This window comes from Microbacterium telephonicum (genome assembly GCF_003651225.1).
Lineage (GTDB): Bacteria > Actinomycetota > Actinomycetes > Actinomycetales > Microbacteriaceae > Microbacterium > Microbacterium telephonicum.
Map to the genome: position 1 here is coordinate 103,807 of NZ_RCDB01000004.1, position 20,421 is coordinate 124,227.

The 20,421-nt window shown below is 72.4% G+C and carries 23 protein-coding genes; 15 read left to right on the forward strand and 8 right to left on the reverse strand.

The features are described 5' to 3' along the window. Positions 1 to 13: 13 nt before the first annotated feature. Complete coding sequence (locus C7474_RS13965; protein WP_121060961.1) at positions 14 to 394, forward strand: hypothetical protein; 381 nt, start codon at positions 14 to 16, stop codon at positions 392 to 394. Here C7474_RS13965 and C7474_RS13970 read toward each other — a convergent pair. Then, positions 381 to 920 carry a YcxB family protein gene (locus C7474_RS13970; RefSeq protein WP_121060963.1) on the reverse strand — a complete coding sequence of 180 codons (540 nt, stop codon included), beginning with the start codon at positions 918 to 920 and terminating at the stop codon, positions 381 to 383. The genes C7474_RS13965 and C7474_RS13970 overlap by 14 nt on opposite strands. 44 nt (positions 921 to 964) lie before the next feature. Between C7474_RS13970 and C7474_RS13975 the strand changes: the two genes are divergently transcribed. Then, positions 965 to 1,855 (forward strand): hypothetical protein, encoded by an 891-nt coding sequence (locus C7474_RS13975; RefSeq protein WP_121060965.1) that lies wholly within the window; start codon positions 965 to 967, stop codon positions 1,853 to 1,855. Positions 1,856 to 1,896: 41 nt separating this feature from the next. Here C7474_RS13975 and C7474_RS13980 read toward each other — a convergent pair whose 3' ends face one another. After that, positions 1,897 to 3,306 carry a flotillin family protein gene (locus C7474_RS13980; RefSeq protein ID WP_121060967.1) on the reverse strand — a complete coding sequence of 470 codons (1,410 nt, stop codon included), beginning with the start codon at positions 3,304 to 3,306 and terminating at the stop codon, positions 1,897 to 1,899. Positions 3,307 to 3,457: 151 nt separating this feature from the next. On the opposite strand from C7474_RS13980, the gene C7474_RS13985 reads away from it, so the two are divergent. Continuing rightward, positions 3,458 to 3,847: a DUF4870 domain-containing protein gene (locus C7474_RS13985; protein WP_121060969.1), complete on the forward strand. Its 390-nt coding sequence runs from the start codon at positions 3,458 to 3,460 to the stop codon at positions 3,845 to 3,847. Positions 3,848 to 3,929: 82 nt separating this feature from the next. Next, a complete protein-coding gene (locus C7474_RS13990; RefSeq protein ID WP_121060971.1) occupies positions 3,930 to 5,318 on the forward strand; it encodes a glycine--tRNA ligase in 1,389 nt (462 codons plus the stop codon). 250 nt (positions 5,319 to 5,568) lie between these two features. Here the strand turns inward: C7474_RS13990 and C7474_RS13995 are convergent, their stop codons facing one another. From C7474_RS13995 to C7474_RS14005, 3 genes are all read right to left on the reverse strand, one after another. Further along, a complete protein-coding gene (locus tag C7474_RS13995; protein ID WP_121060973.1) occupies positions 5,569 to 6,615 on the reverse strand; it encodes a class I SAM-dependent methyltransferase in 1,047 nt (348 codons plus the stop codon). 59 nt (positions 6,616 to 6,674) lie between these two features. After that, positions 6,675 to 7,103, reverse strand: coding sequence for a DUF1801 domain-containing protein (locus C7474_RS14000; protein ID WP_121060975.1), 429 nt, complete (start codon positions 7,101 to 7,103; stop codon positions 6,675 to 6,677). A gap of 252 nt (positions 7,104 to 7,355) precedes the next feature. Beyond that, complete coding sequence (locus C7474_RS14005; protein WP_121060977.1) at positions 7,356 to 7,922, reverse strand: HhH-GPD-type base excision DNA repair protein; 567 nt, start codon at positions 7,920 to 7,922, stop codon at positions 7,356 to 7,358. A gap of 68 nt (positions 7,923 to 7,990) precedes the next feature. On the opposite strand from C7474_RS14005, the gene C7474_RS14010 reads away from it, so the two are divergent. The 8 genes from C7474_RS14010 to C7474_RS14045 all read left to right on the forward strand — a co-directional run bounded on the left by C7474_RS14010 (position 7,991) and on the right by C7474_RS14045 (position 12,875). Continuing rightward, complete coding sequence (locus C7474_RS14010; RefSeq protein ID WP_199692474.1) at positions 7,991 to 8,215, forward strand: FitA-like ribbon-helix-helix domain-containing protein; 225 nt, start codon at positions 7,991 to 7,993, stop codon at positions 8,213 to 8,215. Further along, positions 8,212 to 8,595 (forward strand): type II toxin-antitoxin system VapC family toxin, encoded by a 384-nt coding sequence (locus C7474_RS14015; RefSeq protein WP_121060979.1) that lies wholly within the window; start codon positions 8,212 to 8,214, stop codon positions 8,593 to 8,595. The genes C7474_RS14010 and C7474_RS14015 overlap by 4 nt, the downstream gene beginning before the upstream one ends. 120 nt (positions 8,596 to 8,715) lie before the next feature. Then, complete coding sequence (locus C7474_RS14020) at positions 8,716 to 10,227, forward strand: protoporphyrinogen/coproporphyrinogen oxidase (protein ID WP_121060981.1); 1,512 nt, start codon at positions 8,716 to 8,718, stop codon at positions 10,225 to 10,227. Between the two features lie 78 nt (positions 10,228 to 10,305). Then, positions 10,306 to 10,728 (forward strand): hypothetical protein, encoded by a 423-nt coding sequence (locus C7474_RS14025; RefSeq protein WP_121060983.1) that lies wholly within the window; start codon positions 10,306 to 10,308, stop codon positions 10,726 to 10,728. 1 nt (position 10,729) lies between these two features. Next, positions 10,730 to 11,140 (forward strand): phage holin family protein, encoded by a 411-nt coding sequence (locus tag C7474_RS14030; protein WP_121060985.1) that lies wholly within the window; start codon positions 10,730 to 10,732, stop codon positions 11,138 to 11,140. Further along, positions 11,130 to 11,402 carry a hypothetical protein gene (locus C7474_RS14035; RefSeq protein ID WP_121060987.1) on the forward strand — a complete coding sequence of 91 codons (273 nt, stop codon included), beginning with the start codon at positions 11,130 to 11,132 and terminating at the stop codon, positions 11,400 to 11,402. Before C7474_RS14030 ends, C7474_RS14035 begins: the two co-directional genes overlap by 11 nt. A 200-nt stretch (positions 11,403 to 11,602) precedes the next feature. Continuing rightward, positions 11,603 to 12,406, forward strand: a complete 804-nt coding sequence (locus tag C7474_RS14040; protein WP_121060989.1) for a uroporphyrinogen-III synthase — start codon at positions 11,603 to 11,605, stop codon at positions 12,404 to 12,406. Positions 12,407 to 12,476: 70 nt separating this feature from the next. After that, a complete protein-coding gene (locus C7474_RS14045) occupies positions 12,477 to 12,875 on the forward strand; it encodes a hypothetical protein (RefSeq protein WP_121060991.1) in 399 nt (132 codons plus the stop codon). A gap of 6 nt (positions 12,876 to 12,881) precedes the next feature. On the opposite strand, the gene C7474_RS14050 is transcribed toward C7474_RS14045, so the two are convergent. Both C7474_RS14050 and C7474_RS14055 read right to left on the reverse strand, forming a co-directional pair. Next, positions 12,882 to 13,709 (reverse strand): ABC transporter permease subunit, encoded by an 828-nt coding sequence (locus tag C7474_RS14050; RefSeq protein ID WP_121060993.1) that lies wholly within the window; start codon positions 13,707 to 13,709, stop codon positions 12,882 to 12,884. Beyond that, the gene (locus C7474_RS14055; RefSeq protein WP_121060995.1) at positions 13,706 to 14,656 is read right to left on the reverse strand and encodes an ATP-binding cassette domain-containing protein; all 951 of its coding nucleotides are present in this window, start codon (positions 14,654 to 14,656) and stop codon (positions 13,706 to 13,708) included. Before C7474_RS14055 ends, C7474_RS14050 begins: the two co-directional genes overlap by 4 nt. Before the next feature lie 97 nt (positions 14,657 to 14,753). On the opposite strand from C7474_RS14055, the gene C7474_RS14060 reads away from it, so the two are divergent. The 3 genes from C7474_RS14060 to C7474_RS14070 all read left to right on the forward strand — a co-directional run bounded on the left by C7474_RS14060 (position 14,754) and on the right by C7474_RS14070 (position 18,745). Beyond that, a complete protein-coding gene (locus C7474_RS14060) occupies positions 14,754 to 15,860 on the forward strand; it encodes an enoyl-CoA hydratase/isomerase family protein (protein ID WP_422385809.1) in 1,107 nt (368 codons plus the stop codon). Next, positions 15,860 to 16,795, forward strand: a complete 936-nt coding sequence (locus C7474_RS14065; protein WP_121060999.1) for a DnaJ domain-containing protein — start codon at positions 15,860 to 15,862, stop codon at positions 16,793 to 16,795. The genes C7474_RS14060 and C7474_RS14065 overlap by 1 nt, the downstream gene beginning before the upstream one ends. A gap of 378 nt (positions 16,796 to 17,173) precedes the next feature. Next, positions 17,174 to 18,745, forward strand: coding sequence for an SLC13 family permease (locus tag C7474_RS14070; RefSeq protein WP_121061001.1), 1,572 nt, complete (start codon positions 17,174 to 17,176; stop codon positions 18,743 to 18,745). Positions 18,746 to 18,928: 183 nt separating this feature from the next. On the opposite strand, the gene C7474_RS14075 is transcribed toward C7474_RS14070, so the two are convergent. Further along, complete coding sequence (locus tag C7474_RS14075) at positions 18,929 to 20,386, reverse strand: D-alanyl-D-alanine carboxypeptidase family protein (RefSeq protein WP_241965275.1); 1,458 nt, start codon at positions 20,384 to 20,386, stop codon at positions 18,929 to 18,931. Positions 20,387 to 20,421 lie beyond the last annotated feature (35 nt).

Here is a 20,421-nt window from a genome sequence, read left to right on the forward strand (position 1 = left end):
GTAGCCTTCGGACATGGACGCCGACCGCACGCCGCACCGCCGCGACGACGGCGAGCTGCTCGGGTGGATCCGTCCCGCGGATGACGCGTGGGTTGCCGTAGACCTGCTGGGACGTGAGCTGACCGGTGCCGTCGACTGGCTCGAGGCCGAGTCGGCGCTCGAGGCCCACGGGATCGCCTACCTCGCCGACCCGTGGATGCTCGAGGCCGAGGCCGAGCGACCGCTGCGCGTGCGCCTCGTCGAGGTGACCCCCGTGCGCATCGTCGTGAAGCCCGAGGACTTCGGCGACGTCGGGCGGCCGGCGCGGCGGATCGAGCTGCCGTGGCCGCTGCCGTCGCGCCTGCGACCGCCGCGCCCCGACGATCCGGACGCGTTCACGATCAGCCGCGACTGACCGCCGTCCGCAGGCGCTCGAGCTCGACCGGCGCGAAGGCCTCGCGCGGGAGGATGGCCACCGCGCCGCGCGCGGTCGACAGTCGCAGGAACACGGCGTGGGCGCTCGTGTCGACGCGGCGCACGACCGAGAGGTCGAGCTCGCTGCGACCGACGGCGCTCGTGAGCGACAGGGTCGCGCCGTCGAAGCCCGCGCCGAACGGAGACCCCGGCGCGAACGCGCGGGCGGCCGACGAGCGCGTCATGGCGTAGACGACGGCGGCGATCACGCCGAGCAGCACCAGCCAGACCGCGACGAGGACGAGCGCGAACGGGTCGCCCGTCGCGATCGTGAGCACCACCGCAGCTGCCGCGAGCACGCCCGCGACGACCCACAGCGTGATCCACGCTGGCCGGCTCAGTGTCCAGGCGACGTACTCGCGCGCGAGCACCCGCGGCAGCGCCGCGTCGGCGACGACCGCGCGGGCGCGTCCGCCGGCGTCCGCCGGGGCTGCGGAGGGCTGCGGGGCGGCGGGCTGCTCGTTCATCCCGGGCAGTATGACAGAGACGCGCCCGCGGGTACCGTGACGGCATGATGCCTCGCCGCGCCCACCCGGTCGCCACGGCGATCGGGGTGGCGATCAAGGTGGCGGTCGCCGCGATCGCCGGCGCCCTCGGCGGCTGCGCGCCCTCCGCGGATCCGTCCCCGGGGCTCCCCGAGGGCGTGACGGCGCAGCTGATCCAGCTGCGATCGGACGTCGCGTCGCGTCAGGCGGAGGTGCGCATCGTCAACGGCTCCGACGCCGACGTCGAGGTCGGCGCGGTCTCGGTCGCCGACCCCCGGTTCCGCGGGGCCGCCGAACGGGTGATCGACCGGGTCTCCACGCTCGCGCCGGGGCGGTCGGTGGATGTGCGGGTGCAGCTCGGTCCGGTCGACTGCGCGGCGCCGCACGACGCCGAACCGACGCTCACCGTGCACGCCACACGCGGTGGCGCACCGTTCGCCGCGACCGTGCCGGTCGGGGAGGTCATCCCCTTCCTCACCGCCCTGCACACCCGCGAGTGCGTGCAGGAGGGCGCGGCGGCCTCGGCCGACATCGCCCTCGGCGCCCTCCTCCCGTCAGCGGCCGGGATGCCGGGCGCCCTCGAGCTCGTCGTCGCACCGCGGGCGGGGGAGGGCGTGCTGCGCATCACCGGCATCCGCGAGACGAACCTGCTGACCTTCGACGGGCGGGACGGCCGCGGCGAGTATCCGCTCGACATCGATCAGACCGGCGCGGACCGCGCCGCCGTCACGACGCCGCTGCCCGTGCGTCCCGCGCGCTGCGACCCGCACGCCGTGCTCGAGGACAAGCGTGGCACGGTCTTCCGCCTGCAGGTCGAGGTGGACGGCGTCGCGGGCGCGTTCGATCTCGCGGCGAGTCCCGCGCTGCGGGGCGAGCTGCTCGCCTGGGTCGCGCGCTGGTGCGGCTACGGCAGCTGACCCGCGCGCCCGGAGATCGCACCCGCACCCGCGGGTGCGGCTCAGCCCTCGCCGGGCTCGTCGAAGACCGGAGCGGCGGATGCGGCCGGCGCGGCGGACGCGGGTGCGGCGGGGGCGAGGCCCTGGGCGACGCCGCGACCGGTCGCCTGACCCTGGATCACCTGACGCAGGTCGATGCCGGTCGCGGCCTCGACGGCGTCGAACGTCGCGCGCAGGCCCGAGGCCTGCTCCGCCGCGATGTGCGACGACGCACCCTCGCCGGCGAGCACCGTGATCGACCCGACGTTCTCGAATCCGCGGGAGAACTCGGCCATCATCGGCACGAGCGCCTCGAGGGCGCGCTGCGCGAGCAGCGCCTCCTGGTTGCGCGAGAGCGCCTCGGCCTCGGCCTCGATCGCCTCGGCGCGGGCCTGCCCCGCCAGTCGCACGGCATCCGCCTCGGCCTGCGCGCGCAGCCGGGTGGCCTCGGCCTCCTGCGCCGCGATCTGCGCGCGGGCCTCGGCGGCCTTGACCTGTGCGTACGCGTCGGCGTCGGCGGCGCGCTGTCGCTCGTACAGGTTGGCGTCGGCGACCTTCTTGATGTCGGCGTCGAGCTGGGCCTGCCGGTTCTCGGCGCCCTGCAGCAGCACGTCCTGCTCGCGCTGCGCACGGGCGAGGGCCTCGGCCTGCTCCGCCTCGGCGCGCGCGCGGCCGACCTCGGCCGAGGCGGCGGCGGTGTTCTTGTCGAACTGGGTCTGCTCGATCAGGGTGGCCTCGTCGGTCGCGAGCTGGCGGGCCTTCACCTCGCGCGCGGCGTTGATCCGGGCGACGTCGGCCTCGCGGCGCACGCGCTCGACCTCGGTCGCGCCGAGGGCGTCGATGTAGCCGTTCCGGTCGGTGATCCCCTGGATCTGGAACGAGTCGAGGATGAGGCCCTGAGCGAGCAGGTCGCTCTTGATGCCTTCGGCGATCTGGTCGGACAGCTTCTGCCGGTCCTTCATGAGCTGCTCGACGGTGAGGGTCGCGACGACGCCGCGCAGCGCGCCTTCGAGCTGCTCGGTGGTGAACTGCTCGATCGCGCCGTCCTGCGACAGGAAGCGCTCGGCGGCGCGGCGGACGAACTCGGGGTCGGAGCCGATCTTCACGAGGGCCACCCCGCTCACGTTCACGGTGACGCCGTTGGAGGCCTGCGCCGTCGGCTCCATCTTGATCTGGCGGGCGCGCAGCGAGATCATCTCGGCGCGCTGCGTCAGGGGGTTCACGAGGGCACCGCCGCCGGTGATGACCGAGATGCGGGACGACTCGCCGGTCGCGCTCTTCTGGCTCTTTCCGACGATCACGAGCGCCTGGTCGGCCTTGGCGACCTTGTACCAGGCGCGCACGACGATCAGCACGATGATGAGGACGACGATCAGCGCGACCACGCCGATCCCGATCAGAACGAACAATCCTCCGGCGGCGAACGGATCCACGATGTCTTCTCCAGTCAGTGAGCAGGCGTTCTCCGACCGTATCGTGTGCGGCGCCGCCGCCGCGCGGCGCGGTAGCACCGCGGGATGACCATCGACGACATATCGGGATTTCCGTATACCGCTCGGGCGGCGGGACCCCTACGCTGAGACCGTGACCACGCCTCCTCCGCAGCCCCCCCAGCCGCCGTACGGCGGCGGCGCGCCTGCCTCGCAGCCCCTCAGCCCGTCCGACGAGAAGCTCTGGGCCACCCTCGTGCACGTCGGTGGCATCTTCTTCAACTTCCTGCCGGCCCTCATCGGGTACCTCGTGCTCAAGGACCGCGGGCCGTTCGTCCGCGCGCACTCCTCGACGGCGCTGAACTTCCAGCTCACCATGCTGATCGCCGAGATCGTCGGATGGATCCTCTCCATCGTGATCATCGGCCTGTTCATCGTCGCCGCGGCGTACATCCTGCGCCTCGTGTTCTCGATCATCGCCGCGATCAAGGCGAACCAGGGCGAGTGGTACACCTACCCGCTCAGCATCAAGTTCGTCAGCTGACCGGACACTAGAATCGAGGGATGCCGCCGGGTGCGGCATCCCTCTTTCTTGCGCGTTCGCGCATCCGACCATTGGAGCCACCGTGGCCGAGCAGTCCCGTCTCGACAAAGTCATCGCCCTCGCCCGTCACCGCGGGTTCGTGTTCCAGGCCGGTGAGATCTACGGCGGCTCGCGCTCGGCGTGGGACTACGGGCCCCTCGGCACCGAGCTGAAGGAGAACATCCGTCGGCAGTGGTGGCAGACGTTCGTCCGCGGCCGCGGCGACATGGTGGGCCTGGACTCGTCGATCATCCTGCCCAAGCGCGTGTGGGAGGCCTCCGGTCACGTCGCGACCTTCACCGACCCGCTCGTGGAGTGCCTGAGCTGTCACAAGCGCTTCCGCGAGGACACCCTCATCGAGGACTTCGAGGCGCGCAAGGGCCGTGCGGCCGAGAACGGCCTCGCCGACCTCCCGTGCCCCAACTGCGGCACGAAGGGCCAGTACACCGAGCCGAAGGCGTTCTCCGGGCTCGTCAAGACCTACCTCGGCGTCGTCGACGACGAGTCGGGCCTGCATTTCCTCCGCCCCGAGACCGCGCAGGGCATCTTCGTGAACTTCACGAACGTGCTCACCGCGTCGCGGAAGAAGCCGCCGTTCGGCATCGGCCAGGTGGGCAAGGCGTTCCGCAACGAGATCACGCCCGGCAACTTCATCTTCCGCACGCGCGAGTTCGAGCAGATGGAGATCGAGTTCTTCACGCCGCCTACCGAGGCGCAGCAGTGGTTCGAGCACTGGGTGGAGGCGTGCTGGGACTGGTTCATCGACCTCGGCATCGACCCGGCGAACGTCCGCCGCTTCGACGTGCCCGAAGAGGACCGCGCCCACTACTCGGCCGGCACCATCGACGTCGAGTACCGCTTCGGCTTCCCGGGCAAGGAGTGGGGCGAGCTCATGGGCATCGCCAACCGCACCGACTACGACCTGTCGAGCCACATCGAGGCGTCCGGACAGAAGCTCACCTACTTCGACCAGGCATCCGGCGAGACGTACGTGCCGTACGTCATCGAGCCGTCGTTCGGCCTCACCCGCGCGATGATGGCCTTCCTCGTCGACGCGTACCGCGAGGAGGAGGTGCCCAACGCCAAGGGCGGCACCGACACCCGCACGGTGCTCAAGCTCGACCCGCGCCTGGCCCCGGTGAAGGTGGCCGTGCTGCCGCTGAGCCGCAACGAGAACCTGTCGCCGCTCGCGCGCCGCGTCGCCGACGAGCTGCGCGGCAACGGCTGGGCCGTCGACTTCGACGACGCCGGCGCGATCGGACGCCGCTACCGCCGCCAGGACGAGATCGGCACGCCGTTCTGCGTCACGATCGACTTCGACTCGCTCGACGACGACGCCGTGACCGTGCGCGACCGCGACTCGATGGGTCAGGAGCGCATCCCGCTCGAGGGCCTGCGCCCCTACCTCGCCGAGCGCCTCCGCGGCGCCTGAGCCGCGCCGCGCGGCGGCCCCCGCGGCTTGCGCGGGGTGCCGGTGTTCAGAACTCCGGAGATCTGCGCTGCTGCGCCGGATGCCGGGCGTGCTTGAGCGCCCGAAACCTTCGGATCTCCGGAGCTGCGAACCGCCCTGCGATCTCGCGTCGTGTGTTCAGAACTCCGGAGATCCGCGTCTCCGTCCCGGGTTTCGGACGAGAGCGCGCGCGTGGACGGCGCGAACTCCGGAGTTGTGAACGCCGCGCGGCTCACACCAGCCGGTAGAACCGGAACGCGGCGAAGCCCTCGATCGGGAGCACCTCGACGCCGGTGAACCCGGCGTCGCGCGCGTACTGCGCGAGCACGTCCGGGCGCATCACCGTGCCGGTTGCCACGGAGCCGGGTGTCGCCTTCGAGTCGGGCAGGCAGAGGAACAGGCTGTAGCCGTACATGACCCGCTCGACCTCGTCGCCGTCCGGCGCGAACGTGTCGGCGACGGCTTCGTCCATCACGATCGCGACACCGTCGGGGCGGAGGGCGGCGCGCACCGCCGCCAGCACGGCGACCGGGTCGGGCATGTCGTGGAGCGCCTCGAAGATGAACGCCGCATCGAACGGCCCCCGCTCGCGCAGCGCCGCACCCGCCGCGTGCACGAACGACACGTTCGGCGTCCCGGCGGCGTGGCCCCGGGCGGCCGCCAGCGACGGTTCATCCACGTCGACCCCGATGACCTCGGCATTCGGACACGCGCGCGCGATCGCGATCGACGACCACCCGTGTCCGCAGCCGATGTCGGCGATGCGCGCACCGCGTCGCGAGAGCACCGCCCCGACCGACGGCACTCCCGCCAGCGCGCCGGCGAGCTCCCGCTCGAACCACGGACGGTTGACGTCGCCCTGGGCGTCGCGGGCGTCATCGCCGAACTGCGCCCACGTGACGCCACCGCCGTCGCGGTACGCGGTGAGAAGTTCCGGCATCCGGGCGGCCGCCGCCTGCACCATGCGCGTCAGCGGTGCCGTGAATCGAAGGCTGTCGGCGTCGAGCAGCACGTCGGCGTGCGCGGCCGGCAGCACGAAGCGTCCGTCGTCGTCGACGCGCAGGATGCCGGCGACCGCCTGCTGCTCGAGCCACTCGCGGGCGTAGCGCACGTGCATGCCCGATGCCTCGGCGAACGCCTCGACGCTCCAGGCGGTGCCGCTGCCGAGCGTGCGGTAGAGCCCGAGTCGGTCGCCGACGTAGATCGACATCGTCTCGAATGCGCCGAGCACCGCGCCGAACACGCGCTCGGCGAAGGCGTCGGCATCCGCGTCGTCCATGGCGCACCCCCTCGGGCCATCGCTCGCGATCGTACGCCCGCGACGCTACGCCGTGGGGTTCAGTCGAGCACGGTGAACTCGGCGTAGCCCTGGCCGCCGGCGACGACCTCGTCGTAGGCATGCTGAAACAGGGTGCGGAGGGCGTCGAGGTCGTTGCGCTCGAGGTCCTTCAGGTACACGCAGCCCTTGCCCCGCGTGTGCGGGCCGAGCCGGGCGAGGGCGTCCTCGTGCTCCTCGACGTTGTCGAGCACGTACAGGGTGGAGGCGGTCGTGCGGGCCGCGAACCCGAGGATCGGCGACTCGCCGCTCGTACCGGTCGGGTAGGTGTAGCGGCACGTGCCGAAACCGACGATGCTCCCCGACCACATCTCCGGCTCGCGTCCGGTCACCTCGCGCATGAGCCCGATGAGGGTCTGCGCGTCGCGGCGGCGTACCGCCGGGGTCACCTGCGCGAGGTACTCGTCGACGACGACTCCGGTCTTCTGCATGGCTCCATCGTGACACCCGGATGCCGGCGGCGACAGCGCCGCATCGGTGCGAGCTGAGGTGACGGCGGCGGCTCCCCAGCATCTGTGTCACGCGAAGTGTGGGTGCGCAGCCCGCGGGGCGACCGTTCGCGGGACATGCCCGGCATCCATGTCACGCAGAATGCGGGTGCGGGCGGTCCCGGCCGGCCGTTCGTGTGACATGCCGACTGCGACTCTGCGTCGCCGCGAGGTCGCGGGCGGCCCCGCCGGTGATCAGCCCTTTGCGGCGGCCTTCGCGGCGCGCTTGTACTCGCGCACCTTCGTCAGCGACTCGGGCGAGACGATGTCGGCGACCGAGCGGAACGACCCCTCCTCGCCGTACGCGCCGGCGGCCTCGCGCCAGCCGGCGCCCGTGAAGCCGTACTGCTTGCCCAGCAGCGCGAGGAAGATCTTCGCCTTCTGGTCGCCGAATCCGGGTAGCGCCTTCAGGCGCTTCAGCACCGTCGGGCCGTCGGGGTCGCCGTCGGTCCACAGCGCCGCCGCGTTGCCACCCCAGTCGTCCACGAGCGCCTGGCACAGCGCCTGCACGCGACCCGCCATCGAGCCGGGAAAGCGGTGCACCGCCGGCGTCTGCCGGAACACCTCGGTGAACGCGTCGGGGTCGTACCCCGCGATCTGCTCCGCGTCGAGCCCACCCGTTCGCTCCCGGATCTTCAAGGGGCCGCCGAACGCGGTCTCCATCGCGATCTGCTGGTCGAGCAGCATCCCGACGAGCAGCGCGAGCGGGCTCTCGGTCAGCAGCGCGTCGGCGTCGGCGTCGTCGGTGATGTGCAGGGCCATGGGTCCAGTCTCGCATCGGGAAAGAAGATGCGAGTGCATGCGTTCAGCATGCAGCGTATGCTGGTTGCATGACAACGATCCAGGTTCGCAACGTCTCCGAGGAGACGAGTCGTGCGCTCAAGGCGAAGGCTGCGCTCGAGGGCCGCTCGCTGAGCGACTATCTGCTGCGCGAACTCGACCGGCTGGCGACGCGTCCGAGCCGGGCCGAACTGTTGGAACGGATCGCCGGCCGGGGCGTCGCCACGCTCGAACCGGCGGCACAGGTGCTCGCCGAGCAGCGCCCCGGTCGATGACGCTCGTCGTCGACGCATCTGCGGTCGCCGAGATCCTGTTCGGAACCGCAGCCGGGCGACGAGCGGCCGCGCTGCTCGGCGGGCACGAGCTTGTGGCCCCGCAGCACCTCACAGCCGAAGTCGCCTCCGTCATCCGCGGATGGTCGCTCAGCCGGCAGATCACCGATGAGCAGGCGTTGCGTGCGTTCGGTGAGTTCGACGCGCTCGGTGTAGAGCAGGTGCCGATGATGTCCATACTGCCCGCCGTGCATGCGCTGCGGCACAATCTCAGCGCCTATGACGCCATGTACGTCGTGCTCGCCCGGGCGGCCCAGTGCTCACTGCTGACCCTCGACGCTCGCCTCGCCGCATCCGCTCCGGATTGCGCGCTGCTGCCGTAACTCTCCGCTCGGTCAGATGAGGATCCCCTCGGGTAGCCAGACCAGGGGAGCCACCGCAGCGCGGGTGGTCGCCGCGGCCGACGCCGGCCGCATCCGCGCGACCGATGGGAGGATGGGCTCATGGCCGAATCCGACCTGCTCTCCCGCGCCCGCGCAACCCGGGTCGTGGTCATCGGCGGGGGCGTCGCGGGGCTCGTCGCCGCGCGGGAGTGCGCGCGCGTCGGCTTCGCAGTCACCCTGTTCGAGTCGGCCGAACACCTGGGCGGAGCGGTGGCCGACGCCGAGCTCGACGGACTGCGGGTCGATGCCGTCGCCGACTCCTACGCCCCCGGCGCGCAGGCGCTCATCGACGACCTCGGCCTCGGCGACGCGGTCGTCCCGCTGGCCACGGACGACGTCTGGATCACGGGACTCCCGGGCGCAGCCCCCGTCCCGGCCGACGCCCTCGCCGGCATCCCCGCGAACCCGTGGGCCGACGACGTGCGCCGGCTCATCGGCTGGCGCGGTGCCTGGCGCGCCTACCTCGACAAACTGCGCCCGCCGCTGACCATCGGACGTCAGGCGAACCTCGGCGCCCTCGTCGGCGGCCGCATGGGCGCGCGGGTGCTCGACCGACTCGTCGCGCCGTTGACCCGGGGCGTGTACGGCATCGAGCCCTCCGACGTCGACGCCGACGCCGCAGTCCCCGGCCTCAGCACGGCGCTCACCCGCCTCGGATCGCTCTCGGGCGCCGTCGGCGACCTGCTCGTGGACGCCCCCGACAAGGCGAGACGCTCCCTGCGCGGCGGGATGACGACGCTCGTCGACGCCCTCGCCGCCGAGTTGGCGGACTACGCCGTCGACGTGCGCGTCGGGGTGCGCGTGGAGAAGGTGGGGCGTGGTTTCGATACGCGCGCTACTCAACCACCGGAAGGGACGCGCGCTTCGCGCGCTACTCAACCACCGGGTGGTGCGCGCCCTGCGCGCGCTACATCCCCGTGGACGGCCGAGGTCGCCGGGGAAGAGCCGATCGAAGCGGATGCGGTCGTCGTCGCGACCCCGCGCACCGAGGCGCATCGGCTGCTCGCCGGAGCGGGCGTCGTCCTCCCTCGCAACACCGCACCCGCACCCGCGCCCGCCGACGTCGTCACGCTGCTCGTCGACGCGCCCGCGCTCGACGGCGCTCCCCGCGGCGGTGCCGCGTACCCGATCGCCGCGGATGCCGCATCCGTCGTCCACGCGACCGCCGCATGGGAGTGGCTCGCGGTCGACGCAGGGCCGGGCCGCCACGTGCTGCGTGTGCGTCTGCCCGCCGAAACCGCGCCCGACGACGACGTGATCATCGCCCGCGCCGTCGCCGAAGTCGCCGCCGCCTTCGCGGTGCCGCTCACCGTCGACGCGGTCATCGCCGCCCACCGCGCCCGGGTCGAGCCGGCGGCGCCGGCATCCGTCCTCGGCCACGCCGACCGCGCCGAGGCCGTCCGGCGCGCCGTCGCGAAGGCGCCCGGTCTGACGGTCGTCGGCGCGTGGGTCGCCGGCGCCGGTATCGCCCGGACGGTCGCGGATGCGGTCGCCGAGACCGACCGGATGCGGCATGCGCTGCTGTGGGACAGCGGCGACGAGAACCACCCCGCTCCGGATGTCAACCCCTGAACCGGTAGATGCCGTGATCGGAATACGGCGTTACGCTGGTGGGGATCGGCACCACCCACTCGAGTGTGAGGAGACCTCATGAGGGGCAAAGTCGGAATCGTCGTCGGACTCGCGGCGGGCTACGTGCTCGGATCGCGCGCGGGCCGGGAGCGCTACGAGCAGATCAAGGAGGGTTTCCTCAAGGTCTGGAACACCGATCCCGTGCAGAAGCAGGTCGGCAAGGTGACCGAGCTGGGCAAGTCGGCCGCCATGGCCCTGCCGAGCGCCCTGTGGGACGGCGCGGTGAAGATCACGCAGGCCGCGGGCAAGAAGGGCTCGACGCCCGGGCAGAAGCTCGACGCCGCCCTGAAGGCCGGCAAGAAGTCGGCGGGCGACGTCGCCGCGGCAGCGGAGGTCACGGCACAGGAAGCCGAGAAGGCGGCCGAAGACGTGGCGAAGAAAGTAGCCGACGCCGCGAAGGCCCCGAAGAACGCGAACGGCCAGCGCAAGGCCGCGGACTGACATGAGCACGCCGCGCGGCTTCCGCGACCGCAACGACGACAGCCTCTTCGCGCTGCTCGGCGACATCCCCGAGCTCGTCCGCAACCTCGTCGTCGCCGAGATCGACGCCGCCAAGAAGTGGGCGGCCGCGGCGGGTAAGCAGATCGGCCTCGGCAGCGCCTGGTTCGCCGTCGCCCTGTTCCTGCTGTTCTGGCTCATCCCCGCGCTCGGCGCGTTCACGATCATCGGCCTCGCGTCGTGGATGCCCGCATGGCTGTCGTCGCTGATCGTCGTCGTGCTGCTGCTGGTGGCCATCGCGGTGTTCGCCTTCATGGGCCTGCGCCGTTTCAAGAAGCTCTCGAAGTCGGAGAACCCCGCCCAGGCGGTCGCCGCCGACGCGCGCATCGTGAAGGACGTCGTCGATGAGTACTGATCCGCTGCTGCCCCGCACCGCCGTTCCGCTGGGCATCACCGACCCCGTCGAGAAGGCGCGTGCCGAACTGAAGGCCGCGCTGTTCGCGATCGAGGAGAAGTCCAACGTCCCGAAGCGCATCACCCGCGCGACCGACCGCGGCGTCACCCGCGCCCGCGCGTTCGCGCGCCGCAGTCCCGGCGCCGCGGCCGCCGCCGCGGCCGGCGTGGCACTGGCGGTCGGTGCCGCCGTGTGGGGAGTCGTCCGGCTGTACACGCGCTGACCACGCGTCGAGGCGGCCGCGCCGCCCGCGTCGACCCCCGGTCACCGCATCGCGCGGGCGGGGGTAGGATCGCACCAGGCAGTGGCGATGAGGCGGATGCTGCCGACGACGGCGACATCGATGGATGCCCGGTCCCGACCGGGTGTCGCCGTGTCGGGCGCACGACTGCGTGCGTCCGAGCAGACCACGAAAGCCGGAACATGACCCACGCAGCACCGGACGCGACGCCGTCCAAGCCCCTTCGCGGCTGGCGCGTGCTCGTTCCCCGGGGCGGACCGTGGGGCGATTCGGTCGCGGCGACCCTGCGCGCCCAAGGCGCGGTGCCGGTGATCGCGCCGCTCATCAACTTCGCTCCGTCGACCGACCAGGCCGCCCTCGAAGAGGCCCTCGCCGACCTCGCCGCCGGCGCATTCGACTGGGTCACGCTCACGAGCGCGACCACCGTCGACGTGCTCTACGCCTACCGCGCGCAGATCCCGGCATCCACCCGGGTCGCCGCCGTCGGCGAGACGACGGCCGCGGCGCTCCTGTCGATGGGCTTCAAGGTCGATCTCGTGCCCGAGGAGGACAACTCCGCGGCCGGGATGGCAGCCCAGTTCCTTGAGCTCGAACGCCACCCGCAGCGCGTTCTCACCCTGCGCAGCGAGATCGCCAAGCCCGTGCTCACCCGCGAGCTCAGCGCTGCCGGCCACCACGTGCGCAGCGTCGTCGCCTACCGCACGGTCGGCGTGCCGGTCACCTCGCGCATCGCCGAGGACGTGCGGTCGGGGCGGATCAACGCGATCCTCGTCACGAGCGGCTCGGTCGCCGAGCAGGTGCGCGAGCAGTTCCCCGACATCCCCGAGGGCACGATCGTCGCCGCCATCGGCCCGCGCACCGCGAAGGATGCGCGTCGCGGCGGGCTCGGTGTGAGCGTCGTCGCCCGCGATCAGTCGGTGGAGGGCCTCATCGCCGCCGTCGCGCAGTTCCCGCTGCCGCACGCGACCGACGAGTTCGCGGTCTGATCCGGGCGCCGCGGGGATCGTGACCTCCCCGTGAACAATCACGCGGAGTCGGCCTGGCAGACTGAAACGCATGGTGACCCTGCTCCTCGACGCGACCCGGCTGGAGGTCGCCCTCTCGGGCACCGAGCGGCTGCTCTCCCGGCGCTCCGAGAGCGTGAAGATCCCGCGGGAGCGCATCGTGAAGGTGCAGCTCACCGATGACGGCTGGACGTGGCTGCGCGGCGTCCCGAGCCCCGGCACGGTCGTGCGCGGCGTCGTCGCGATGGGAACGTGGGCCGCGGCCGGCAGCACCGATTTCGTGGTCGTGCGCCGTCACCGCCCGGGCGTCGTGATCGATCTCGACGAGCAGTCGGAGTTCCAGCGCGTCGTGCTCACGACGCGGCACGGCGTCGCCCTGGTGCAGGCGCTGCGCCTGGAGGGCGACGCGGCCGACGACGTCACCGAGATCGGCGTCGACCCGATCGGCTGATCGTGCTCAGCTGACGTCGCGGCGCCAGCTGAACAGGTAGCCCGCCACCAGCAGCACGACGGCGTAGCCCAGCAGCACGAGTCCGCCGGCCCACCACGCGATCTGGTCGTCGGCTTGCGCACCCATGAAGCTCGTGTAGATGCTCGCGCCGACGAGCGCATCGGATGCCGCCCCCGGCAGCCAGCGGACGACATCCGTCACGCCGTCGACGAAACCGCCCACCGTGCGCAGGATCGGCTCGAGGAACTGCGTGAACGCGATCACCCCGACGACCGCGGCGACCTGGTTGCGCACGAGGGTGCCGACGCCGATGCCGATCAGCATCCACAGCACGAAGGCGATCACCATCCGGCCGATCATCGCCCAGATGTCGGAGTCGTCGAGCTTCGTGTCGACCCCGAACGCGGCGAGCAGCCCGGCGCCCGGTCCGACCGTCACCACGATCGCGAGCGCGGCGTAGAGCAGGCCGAGCACCGTGCCGGCGACGAGCTTGCCGCCGAGTGCGACACCGCGGCGCGGGGTCGCGAGGAACGTCGGGGTGAGGGTCTGGTGACGGAACTCGCCGGTGACGACGATGACGCCGATCAGCAGGGGGAAGACGTAGCCGACGGCCGTCGCGAGACTGTAGATGACCGGCGGGAGGATCTCCTCCGGAAGCGGCGGAGCGCCCGCCGAGTCGCCGCCGATCGCCCCCGTCGCGACGGCCCCGAACGTGGCGGCGAGGCCCGCCGCGGTGCTGCCGACGTAGGCGACGAGAACGATCCCGAGGATCCACCACATCGCGGTCGAGAACTGCTTCGTCAGCTCGGAGCGGGTCGCGTTCACGAGGCTCATCGCGCACCCCCTTCGACGGATGCTGTGACATCCGGTGTCGGTGACGGCGCCTCCCGGGTGCCGTCGACGAGGCCCAGGAAGACCTCCTCGAGTGCGGGACCGCGTCGCTGCAGGGCCGACAGCGCGACGCCCTGGGCCGCCGCGGCCGCCCCCACGGCGACGGGCTCGACGCCGGCGACCACGAAACCCGCCCGCATCGGCTGGTACGCGAGGGCTGCGGCATCCAGGGCGCGGGCGAGCGCGTCGCGATCGGGGGCGTCGACGACGGTCGCCTGCTCGTCGGTGTCGGTGAGCTCGCGCAGCGAGCCCTGGAACACGAGGCGCCCCCGCGCCAGGATGAGCACGTCCTGCGCGGTCTGCTGGATCTCGGTGAGCTGGTGCGACGAGACGAGCACGGTGCGCCCCTCCGCGGCCAGTGCCTGCAGGAACCCGCGCATCCATCGGATGCCCTCGGGGTCGAGACCGTTCGCGGGTTCGTCGAGCACGAGCACGCCCGGGTCGCCGAGCAGCGTGTAGGCCAGGCCGAGCCGCTGACGCATGCCGAGTGAGTAACCGCCCACCTTGCGCCCGCCGACGTCGGCGAGGCCGACCTGCCCGAGCACCTCGTCGACCCGCGGGCGACGGATGCCGGCCGCCTGCGCATAGACGGCAAGATGCCGCGCGGCGGTGCGGCCGGGGTGGAAGCTCGACGCCTCGAGCGCGGCGCCGACCGTCTGCAGCGGGTGGGTCAGCTGCGCGTACCGCTTGCCGCCGATCGTGGCGGTGCCGTCGGAGGCGCGGACGAGGCCCAGCAGCATCCGCAGCGTCGTCGTCTTGCCGGCGCCGTTCGGGCCGAGGAAGCCGGTGACGACACCGGGCTCCACCCGCGCCGTGAGCGCATCGACGGCCGTCACCGCCCCGAAGCGCTTGGTCAGTCCGGAGAACTCGAGCACGTGTCCGTCGGGCATGGCGGCCTCTCATCGTCGGCGGATCGGTCGTCCCCTCCATCCTGGCCGACACCGGGCGCTCAGGGCGAGAGGCGCGGTGGCGGGTAACGTTGCGGGGGTGACCACCGGCCCCACCGAGACCACGCCCCAGAGCACGTCCACGCCTCTGCCGACGCCCGAGCCGACGGTGCTCGTCACCCGCGACGGCAGCGTCGGATGCCTCACGCTCAACCGCCCGCGCGCCATCAACGCGCTGGACCTCGGAATGATCGAGCAGCTGTCGGCCGCCCTCGACGCGTGGGAGCACGACGCCGACATCGAGATCGTCGTGCTCGACGGGGCAGGGGAGCGCGGGCTGTGCGCGGGCGGTGACGTGCGCGGGCTGCGCGAGCAGATCCTCGGCGGGCACCCCGAGCAGACGTCCGTCTTCTTCCGTGCCGAGTACGCCCTCAACGCCCGCATCGCCGAGTACCCGAAGCCCGTCGTCGCCTTCGCCGACGGCGTCACCATGGGCGGCGGCATCGGCCTGGCCGGACATGCCGCGGTGCGCATCGTCACGGAGCGCTCGAAGCTCGCCATGCCCGAGACCCGCATCGGCCTCACGCCCGACGTCGGCGGATCGTGGCTGCTCGCCCACGCACCCGGCCGCCTCGGCGAATACCTCGCCCTCACCGGCGCCGTGATGGATGCCGCCGACGCCGTGTACGCGGGCCTCGCCGATCACGTGGTGCCCGCCGACCGCCTCGGTGACCTGCACGACGCGTTCGTCACCCGTGCCGACCCGCACACGCCGACCGAGCTGGTGCTGCTGTTCGACGAGACCCCTGAGCTGTCGCGCCTCGCCGCCGCGCGGCCCTGGATCGACGACGCGTTCGCCGCCGACACGGTGCCCGAGATCATCGCACGCCTGCGGGCGCGGCCGGAGCCCGCGGCATCCGCCACCGCCGACACCCTCGACGAACTGTCGCCCACGTCGCTCGTGGTGACCCTCGCCGCCGTCCGCGCCGCCCGGGAGCTGCCCGACCTGCGCGCCGCGCTCGCCCAGGAGTACGGCCTCGTGCTGTGGTTCGGGGCGACCCAGCCCGACCTCCTCGAGGGGATCCGCGCGCAGCTCGTCGACAAGGACCGCTCGCCCCGCTGGCGGCCGGCGACGCTCGCCGAGGTACCCGAGGGCACGGCGGCGGCGGCGCTCGCGAGCGTTCCCGAGCCGGCGCTCTGGTCCTGATGTTCGACAGCCCGCTCTCCGCGTCGGCGTACGACGTGCTCGGCGTCGCGCCCGACGTCGACGACGAGAGCCTGCGCAAGGCCTACCGGCTGCGGCTGCGGCAGACCCACCCCGACACCGGCGGCGACGCCGCCCTGTTCGTGCAGGTGCAGCGTGCGTGGGAGCTCGTCGGCGACCCCGACGACCGGGCGCGCTACGACCGCGGTCACGGGTTCGGCGAAGAGACCGTCTCGTACGAACCGGATGCCGGCGCGCCGCAGTGGCGGCCGCCCGGGCGCACCGCCGACACTCGCCCCCGCGCCCGCTCCTTCGGGCAGCCCGGCGGCTGGCGTCGCGAGCGCTACCTGCAGCTCATGCGCGAATGGGTCGGTCGCGGGACGACGCTCGACGACCCGTACGACCCGGCCCTCGTGCGCACCGCGCCACGGGAGATCCGCCGGCTGCTGGCCGACGCGCTCGCCGAGGAGGCCACCGCGCGCGCCGTCGGCGACCTCGGCATGGGCTACACGGTGTGGCACGACGTCGCCGTCGACCCGCGCGACCCCGACGCGAAGCTCGACCACATCGTGCTGGGGCCGAGCGGACTGTACGCCGTGCTGTCGGAGGACTTCGGTGCCCCGGTGCGCACCCGCCGCGGCGAACTGATCGGCGACGCCGTCGTCGGGTCGCCGATCGCCGACCTCGTCGCGCGGGCACGGGCGATCTCGCGCGCGGCGCGTGTGAAATTCAGCGGTGTGATCGCCGTGCTGCCCGATGACGACGTGGCCCTGCCGATCGAAGAGCTGGGCAGGGTGCGCGGGCTCCCGGTGGCCGTGACCGGGCGTTCCACCCTGCCGGCGGTGCTGCGTCGCGGCATCACCGGCAGCCGCGACATCGGCGGCAACGAACTGTTCGACGTGCGCACCCGCCTGCAGCAGACCGTCCGCTTCGCCTGACCCGCTGCCACCCCCGGTGGTTGAGTAGCCGGCGCAGCCGGCGTATCGAAACCCGTGCACCCACCATCGGTGCCGGGTTCGGGGCGTTTCGACTCGTCGCTCACGCTCCTCGCTCAACGACCGGAGGTTGCCGGTGGTTGAGTGGCCGGCGCAGCCGGCGTATCGAAACCCGTGCACTCTTCAACAACGCCGGGTTCGGGGCGTTTCGACTCGTCGCCGCGCTCCTCGCTCAACGACCGGAGGTTGCCGGTGGTTGCGTAGCCGGCGCAGCCGGCGTATCGAAACCCGTGCACCCGCCATCGGTGCCGGGTTCGGGGCGTTTCGACTCGTCCTCACGCTCCTCGCTCGACGACCGGAGGGCTCACTAGGGTGGGGCGCATGGATGCCGCCACCTGGACGTTCGTCATCCTCGGTGTCGCCGTCGTTGCGTTCGTGAGCGGGAAGATCCCCCTCGGGATCGTCGCCATCGGGGTGTCGCTGAGCCTGTGGGCCACCGGCATCCTGAGCCTCAACCAGGCGCTCGCGGGATTCGGCGACCCGACCGTCATCTTCATCGCGACGCTGTTCGTCGTCAGCGAGGCGCTCGATGCCACCGGCGTGACCGCCTGGATCGGCAACCAGGTCGTGAGCCGCGCCGGGCGCGGGCGCGCGCGACTCACCGTCATCGTCTGCCTCATGGTCGCCGTGCTGTCGGCGTTCATCTCGATCAACGGCGCCGTCGCGGCGCTGCTGCCCGTCGTGGTCGTCGTCGCGATGCGCGCCGGCCTCGCGCCGTCGAAGCTGCTGATCCCGCTGGCGTTCGCCGCGAGTGCCGGATCGCTGCTGACCCTCACCGGCACCCCCGTCAACATCGTTGTCTCCGAGGCTGCCGCGGGCGCCGGCGCGCGCGAGTTCTCGTTCTTCGAGTTCGCCCTGGCCGGACTCCCGCTCGTGGTGCTCACGACCCTGGTCGTCGCACTCCTCGGCGGGCGGCTGCTGCCCGACCGTGCGGCCGAGCATTTCGGTGGCGCGCCCGACGCGAGCGACTACGCCCACGCACTGCGCTCGAGCTACCGCGTCGACGACGCGACCGGCGCACTGTTCACCTCGAAGGAGGGCGTGGCCGAAGTGCTCGTCGCGCCGCGCTCGACCCTCATCGGACGCACCGCGAGCGCCGGGATGACCACGCGCGACGAAAACCTCGTCATCCTCGCGGTGCGCCGCGACGACGACGCGACCCCCGCCGCGGGTCCGCTCGTGCTGCGCGCCGGGGATGCCGTGCTCGTGCGCGGCCCGTGGGCGGCGCTGACCAGCTACGTCGACTCGCCCGACGTCATCGCCGTCACCCCGCCGCAGGCGCTGCAACGTGCCGTGCCGCTCGGACGCGGTGCGAAGCGGGCGCTCGTCGTGCTCGGGGTGATGGTCCTGCTCCTCGCGACGGGCGTCGTCCCGCCCGCCGTCGCGGGACTGCTCGCCGTATCCGCGCTCGTCCTGATGCGCGTCGTCACGGTGCCGCAGGCCTATCGGGCGGTGTCGTGGACCACCGTCGTCCTGATCGCCGGGATGGTTCCCCTCTCGGCCGCGTTCACCTCGAGCGGAGCGGCCGATATCGTGGCCGGCGGCGTCATCGCGGCCATCGGCGACCACTCGCCGTACCTGGCGCTGCTCGTGCTGTGCGTCATCACGATGGTCTTCGGCCAGTTCATCTCGAACGTCGCGACGGTGCTCGTCGTCGTCCCGATCGCGCTCGCCGTGGCCGGCGGCATGGGACTGAGCCCGCTCCCGTTCATGATGGCCCTCACCGTCGCCGGCGCGGCCGCGTTCCTGACGCCGGTCGCGACGCCCGCGAACCTCATGGTCATGCAGCCCGCCGGATACCGCTTCGGCGACTACTGGAAGCTCGGGGTCCCGCTCATGCTGGTGTTCCTCGCCGTCGCGGTGCTGTATGTGCCGCTGATCTGGCCGTTCTGAGCGGGGAAGGCTCGGGGCGTTTCGACTCGCTGCGCTCGCTCAACGACCGGGGGGGCGGGCGGAGGAAGCTCGGGGCGTTTCGACTCGCTGCGCTCGCTCAACGACCGGGGGTGCGGGCGGGGAGGGGTCGGGGCGTTTCGACTCGCTTCGCTCGCTCGACGACCGGGGGCGGACCGGGGAGGGTCAGTCGACGAGGCCGAAGAGCTCGAGGGGGTGGGTGAGACGCCACCATCCGTCGGGGTCGGGGAGATCGTCGGTCAGGTGTGCGGCGACCGTCGCCTTCCCGAGCGGGCCGGTGAGCGTGAGGGTCCCGACGTCGGCACCCGCCGTGCGCGCCTCGCCCAGATCGACCGTCGGAGCCGCGGATGCCGAGGCGCGGTTCCACAGCACCACCCAGATGTCGGCATCCGTCACGATGTCCGATGAGGCGCCCCACGGCGTCGTGACGACGCCGATGCGGGTGCCGGCCGGCATCACCGGGGGAGCGGCCACCTCGGCGGCGACGGCATCGAGCAGACGCTGGGTCTCCCCGTCGCGGGCGGCGTCGTCGGGCTGGCCGAGCGCCGTCGCGAACACGCGCACGGTGGTCTCGCCCACGGTGACGTCCTTCGCGGCGAGCAGGTTGTACTGCCCGTCGAGCGTGCCGGTCTTCAGCCCGACCACGGTGGGATCGGCGAGCAGGTCGTTCGTGTTCGCGACCGTCCCCGCGCCCGGCAGATCCACCTGCGGCGTCTTCACGATCTCGGCGACGACGGGGTTCGCCAGGGCGAGCTCGCCCAGCGCGATCACCGCCTCGGGCGTCGCAGCGTTCTCGGGATCGATGCCGGTCGGCTCGACGACCGTGATACCGGCGAGGTTGTGCCGCGCCAGCCAGGTGCGGGCGGCGGAGGCGAAGACGGCGTCGGTGGTCCAGTACCGTGACGCCAGGTAGTCGGCGTAGTTGCCCGCCGAACCGATGAGGGCGCCCTGCAGCAGCTGGTACTGCGTGAGCGATCCGCCCACCGGGTAGGCCAGCGCCGACTCGCCGCGGGCGAGGAAGCCCTGGTAGCTGCGGCGATCGGCGTTCGTGAACGTGTAGGTCGGGCCGCTCTCACCGGCGGCCAGCGGCGACTCGTCGAGCACCATGAGGGCGGTCACGAGCTTCGTGATGCTCGCGATCGAGGTCACGGCATCCGTCGAGACGGCGTCCGCGGTGATCCCGTCGACGCCGACGCCTGCCGTGCCCGTCGCCGGCCACGCCACCGCCGTGTCGGAGGCCGCGAGCGGGGCGACCTCGACGACCGACGCCTCCGGCGGCACCGCGTGCAGCGGCCACAGCTGCGTCGCGGCGACATAGGCGCCGACGAGCGCGACGATCGCGAGCATCGGGATCACGACGGTCGCGCGCAGGGGCGTGCGGTGCGGGCGCTTGGCGAGCAGGTCGGCCGGGTAGCCCTGCGCGGGCGTCGGCACCGGCCCGACGCTGTCGTCGTCGAGCCAGGTCAGCGCGCGCCGGCCCGAGTACGTCACGAGCACCTGCTGATCGGATGCCGGGATCTCGGATGCCGGGATCTCGGATGCCGGCTGCTCCGGTGCCGGCATTTCGGATGCCGACTGCTCGGACGTCTCCGCCGGGTCGGGCGGCGCGTCGAGCGTGGACATGCGGTCAAAACTACCGCCCGGTGGACGTGGCTATA